This is a genomic window from Kitasatospora sp. NPDC033851, assembly GCF_055576085.1.
The window spans coordinates 1-5623 of sequence record NZ_JBVIRL010000075.1 but is presented as its reverse complement, the minus strand read 5'-3'; the positions used below and the strand labels follow the sequence as shown (position 1 = coordinate 5623).

1 protein-coding gene is annotated in these 5623 nt (G+C 73.4%); it reads right to left on the bottom strand.

The features are described 5' to 3' along the window. On the bottom strand, positions 1 to 5623 hold a 5623-nt coding region (locus tag ACZ51D_RS43310; protein WP_465665806.1), incomplete at both ends, for an SDR family NAD(P)-dependent oxidoreductase.

The window sequence follows — 5623 nt, the reverse complement described above, 5'->3', positions numbered from 1 at the left end:
ACCGGATCCGCCACCCGCTCCGAACGACCCGTAGCCACCGCCCCACGCGTCACACACCACAACGGCGCACCGACCCCGGCATCGCCCAACGCCTGCACCAGCGTCAGCGTCGCCACCGGGCCGCCGACCCCGGCGAGGAACGACACCACGCCCGTGATGGACGTACCGTCGGCCACCTCCTCGCGCACCAGCTCCGCGACGGCCCCGCGGTCGGCGGTGCTGTCGATCTCCACCCGACGGACGCCGATCCGGCGCCCGGCAAGCATCTCCTGCAGGCCCGCCACCGCAGCGTCGTCGTGATCGGCCGGAACGGCCAGCAGCCAGGTGCCGGACAGTGCGCCCGGACCGGTGTCGGCTGCCGGCTTCCAGCTGATCCGGTAGCGCCAGCCGTCCACGGTCGACTGGTCGCGGCTCTGACGGCGCCAGGCCGCCAACATCGGCAGGACGGAGCCCAGTTCGCTGCCGCCCTCGACCTCCAGGGTCGCGGCGAGCGCGGCCAGGTCCTCGCTCTCGACGGCCTCCCAGAAGCGGGCGTCCACGGCATCGACCGGCGCCCCCGTCGGCGAGGCCGCGGTCGCCTCCAGCCAGTACTTCTCACGCTGGAAGGCGTAGGTCGGCAGCTCCACCGTCCGAGCACCTCGGCCGGCGAGAAGGCCCTGCCAGTCGACCCGCAGCCCGCGCACCCACGCCTCGGCGAACGAGGCGAACAACCGCTCCAGCCCACCCTCGTGACGACGCAGCGTCCCGAAGGCCGCCGCCGGCCGACCGGCCGCCTCGGCGGCGTCCTGCACCGCCATCGCCAGCACCGGATGCGCGCTCACCTCGACGAACGTGCCGTAGCCGTCGGCGAGGAGGGCGTCGACCGCCTCGGCGAAGCGGACGGTGGTACGGAGGTTGGTGTACCAGTACTCGGCATCCATGGCGGAACCGTCGACCAGCCCACCGGTCACCGTCGAGAACACCGGCACCGAGCCCGCCCGCGGACGGACCTCCGCAAGGACCTCCAACAGCTCGGCACGGATCGACTCCACCTGCGCGGAATGCGAGGCGTAGTCCACCGGGACACGACGGGCACGAACGCCGTCCACCTCACACGAGGCCAACAACTCCTCCAGAGCGGCCGGCTCACCGGACACCACCACCGCCGACGGACCGTTCACCGCCGCGACCGACACCCGATCCCCGTCACCGAGACGCTCACGCACCTCCTCCACCGGCAACGCCACCGAGACCATGCCACCCAGACCCGCCAGACCACCCGCGATCGCCCGGCTGCGCAGCGCCACCACCCGGGCACCGTCCTCCAGCGACAACGCACCCGCCACCACCGCGGCAGCGATCTCACCCTGCGAATGACCGACCACCACACCCGGCTCCACACCGGACGCACGCCACACCTCCGCGAGGGACACCATCACCGCCCACAACACCGGCTGGACGACGTCCACCCGATCCATCCACCCATCACCCTCGACGCCCCGAACCACCTCCAGCAGCGACCAGCCATCCACGAACGGCACCAACGCCGCCCCACACTCCGCCATCCGCCCAGCGAACACCGACGACGACTCCAACAGCTCCACCGCCATCGCGGCCCACTGCGAACCCTGACCCGGGAAGACGAACGCCACCCGGCCCGCCGAACCGCTCACGCCCCGGACCGCCCCCGGCAGGTCCGCCGCCAGCGCCTCCAGCCCCGCCACGGCACTGGCACGGTCACCCGCCACCACCACCGCCCGATGCTCGAACACCGCCCGCGACGCCACCAGCGAGTGGGCGACGTCCGTCAGGGACACCTCCGGCCGATCCGAGAGGAGCGTGAGCAGCCGCTCGGCCTGGCCGCGCAGCGCGGACGTACTCTGTGCCGACAGGAGCACAGGCACGGCCGGGGTCTCGTCGGCCCCGGTCAGGTGCTCCTCCACCGCCCCTGGGACGTACTCGAGGATGGTGTGGGCGTTGGTCCCGCTGATCCCGAAGGACGACACCGCCGCGCGACGCGGACGCCCGGTCTCCGGCCAGGCCCGCCGCTCGGTGAGCAGCTCCACCGCACCCGCCGACCAGTCGACCTTCGCCGACGGCTCACTCACGTGCAGCGTCTGCGGCAGCACACCGTGCCGCATCGCCATCACCATCTTGATGATCCCGCCCACACCGGCCGCGGCCTGCGTGTGACCGATGTTCGACTTCAACGAACCCAGCCACAGCGGCTGTTCGGCCGAACGCTCACGGCCGTACGTGTTCAGCAGCGCCTGCGCCTCGATCGGGTCGCCCAGGGTCGTACCCGTCCCGTGCGCCTCCACCGCATCGATCTGATCCGATGCCAGACCCGCATTCGCCAACGCCTGCCGGATCACCCGCTGCTGCGACGGACCGTTCGGCGCCGTCAGGCCGTTCGACGCACCGTCCTGGTTGATCGCCGACCCGCGGACCACGGCGAGCACCGGGTGCCCGTTGCGCCGGGCGTCGGAGAGCCGCTCGACCAGCACCATGCCGACGCCCTCGCCCCAGCCGGTGCCGTCCGCCTCCGCCGAGAACGCCTTGCACCGGCCGTCCGCGGAGAGGGCCCGCTGGCGGCTGAAGTCCACGAACACCTCGGGGGTGGACATGATCGCCACGCCGCCGGCGAGCGCCATCGTGCACTCGCCGTTCCGCAGCGCCTGGATCGCCCAGTGCAGCGCGACCAGAGAAGAGGAGCAGGCCGTGTCGATCGTGACCGCCGGACCCTCCAGACCGAAGGTGTAGGCGACCCGGCCCGAGGCGATGCTGCCCGAGTTACCGGTGCCGAGGTAACCCTCCACGCCGTCGGGGAGCTCACCCAGGTTGTGGGCGTAGTCGTGGTACATCACGCCGGCGAACACGCCGGTACGGCTGCCGCGCAGCGTCGCCGGGTCGATCCCCGCACGCTCCACGGCCTCCCACGAGGTCTCCAGCAGGAGCCGCTGCTGCGGGTCCATCGCCAACGCCTCGCGCGGCGAGATCCCGAAGAACACCGGGTCGAACAGGCCCGCGTCGTGCAGGAACCCGCCCTCGCGGGCATACGAGGTGCCCTGGTGATCGGGGTCGGGGTGGTAGAGGTTCTCGAGGTCCCAGCCGCGGCCGGTCGGGAAGCCGGAGACCGCGTCCCGGCCCTCCGACACCAGCCGCCACAGATCCTCCGGGGACTCGACGCCACCCGGGAAGCGGCAAGCCATGCCGACGATCGCGATCGGCTCGTCATCGACCGTCACCGTCCGGACAGCCGCTGCGGCACCCGGCGCCTCGCCGACCAGTTCGGCGAGCAGGAAAGCGGCCAGGGCACCCGGCGTCGGGTGGTCGAAGACGAGGGTGGCGGGCAGGCGCAGGCCGGTCGCGCCGTTGAGCTCGTTGCGCAGCTCGACGGCGGTCAGCGAGTCGAAGCCCAGCTCCTTGAACGCCCGGTTGGCGTCCACGGCGCCCGCGTCCCCGTAGCCGAGGACGGACGCGACCCGGGCACGGACCAGGTCCAGCAGGAGTTCCGTCCGTTCGGCGGCCGGCGCGGCAAGGACGTGCTGCGCCAGGGACGAGCCGGCCGGGCGGCCCGCCGAGCCGTTCTCGGCAACGCGGCGGAGCGGGGCGCGCACCAGGCCGCGCACCAGCGGCGGCAGGGTGCCGGCGGCAGCCTCGGCGCGCAGCGCGGCCAGGTCGAGCCGGATCGGAACGACAAGGGACTCGTCCGCGGCGATCGCCGCGTCGAAGAGCGCCAGCCCCTCGTCGGCGAGCAGGCCCTGCACACCGCCACGGCTCATACGGCGGACGTCGACATCGGCGAGACTACCGACCATTCCGCCTTCCGCCCAGGCACCCCAGGCGAGGGAGGTCGCGGGCAGTCCGGCGGCCCGGCGCTGGGCGGCGAGGGCGTCCAGGAAGACGTTCGCGGCCGCGTAGTTGCCCTGCCCGAGTCCGCCGAAGGTGCCGGCGGCGGAGGAGAACAGCACGAAGGTGGTCAGCGGGTGATCGGCCGTCAGCTCGTGGAGGTGGAGGGCCGCGTCGACCTTCGGACGCAGCACGGTGTCGATGCGGTCGGGAGTGAGCGAGGTGACGATGCCGTCGTCCAGGACACCGGCCGTGTGGACCACACCGGAGAGCTCGTGGTCGGCGAGCAGCGCGGCCAGCGCCTCCCGGTCGGCCACGTCGCACGCCGCGACCGTCACCGTTGCGCCGGCGTCCGTCAGCTCGGCGACCAGCTCCGCCGCACCCGGCGCGTCCGCACCACGACGCGACACCAGCAGCAGACTCCGCACCCCGTGCCCGACCACCAGATGACGGGCCACCAGCCCGCCCAGCAGACCCGACGCACCCGTCACCAGGACCGTGCCCGACGACCCGAACACCGACACCGCCTCCGGCGACACCGCCGCCCGGGCCAGACGCGGCACCCGCACCTCGCCACCGCGCACGACCAGCTCCGGCTCGCCGGCCGCCAGAGCGGCGGAGAGCGCCTCGCGGGAGAAGTCGCCGCCGTCGAGGTCCAGCAGGACCAGGCGGCCGGGGTTCTCGGACTGCGCCGAGCGGACCAGGCCCCACACCGGGGCGTGCACCAGGTCCTCGACCTCGGCACCGACCGCCCCACGGGTCACCAGGACCAGACGCGACGCCGAGAACCGCTCATCAGCCAGCCACTCCCGCACCGTCCCCAAAACCCCGTGCAGCGCGGCGCGCACAGCCGAGGCCACACCATCAGACGCCTCGACCGACTCCAGCGCCAGGAACACCGCATCCGGAACCCCCGAACCGCCGTCGACCGCCGCACCCAGCTCCGCCAGGTCCGCGAACCGCTCCGCACCGAACCCGCCCGCACCCAGCACGGCCCACCGACCCGCCGGCGCCTGCGACACCGGCAGCACCGTCCACTCCACCCGGTACAGCGAGTCGACCGAGCCACCGCGCGCACTGCGCACCTGCTCCTCGGACACCTCGCGCATCGCCAGCGAGGCCACGGACGCCACCGGGCGCCCGGACTCGTCGGCCAGCACGAGAGAGACCGTGTCGCGGCCCGCTGGCGACATCCGCACCCGGACGGCCGAAGCCCCGGCGGCGTGCAGCGTCACCCCGTTCCACGCGAAGGGCAGGCGGCCGCCGCCGCTCTCCTCCAGCAGGTTGCCGATGCCGACCGCGTGCAGCGCGGCATCGAGCAGGGCCGGGTGCAGTCCGAAGAGTGCGGCGTCGGCCTCGGCGCCCTCCGGCAGGCGCACCTCCGCGTAGACGTCCTCGCCACGGCGCCACGCGGCGCGCAGGCCCTGGAACACCGGTCCGTACCCGAACCCGGCCGCCTGGAAGACGTCGTAGAGGTCGTCCACGCCGACCGTGGTCGCGCCCTGCGGAGGCCACTCGGTGAGGTCGAAGGACGGCAAATCGTCACCGTCGCCGGGGGCCAGCACGCCGGTGGCGTGCCGCGTCCAGACCTCCCCGCCGGCCGTGTCCTCCAGCCGGGAGTACAGGCCGACAGCCCGGCGGCCCGACCCGTCGGCCTCCTCGACGGCGAGCTGGACATGGACGCCGCCCTGCTCGGGCAGCACCAGCGGCGCCTCCAGCGTCAGCTCCTCCAGCAGCCCGCAGCCGACCTGGTCACCGGCGCGGATCGCCAGCTCGACGAACGCCGTGCCGG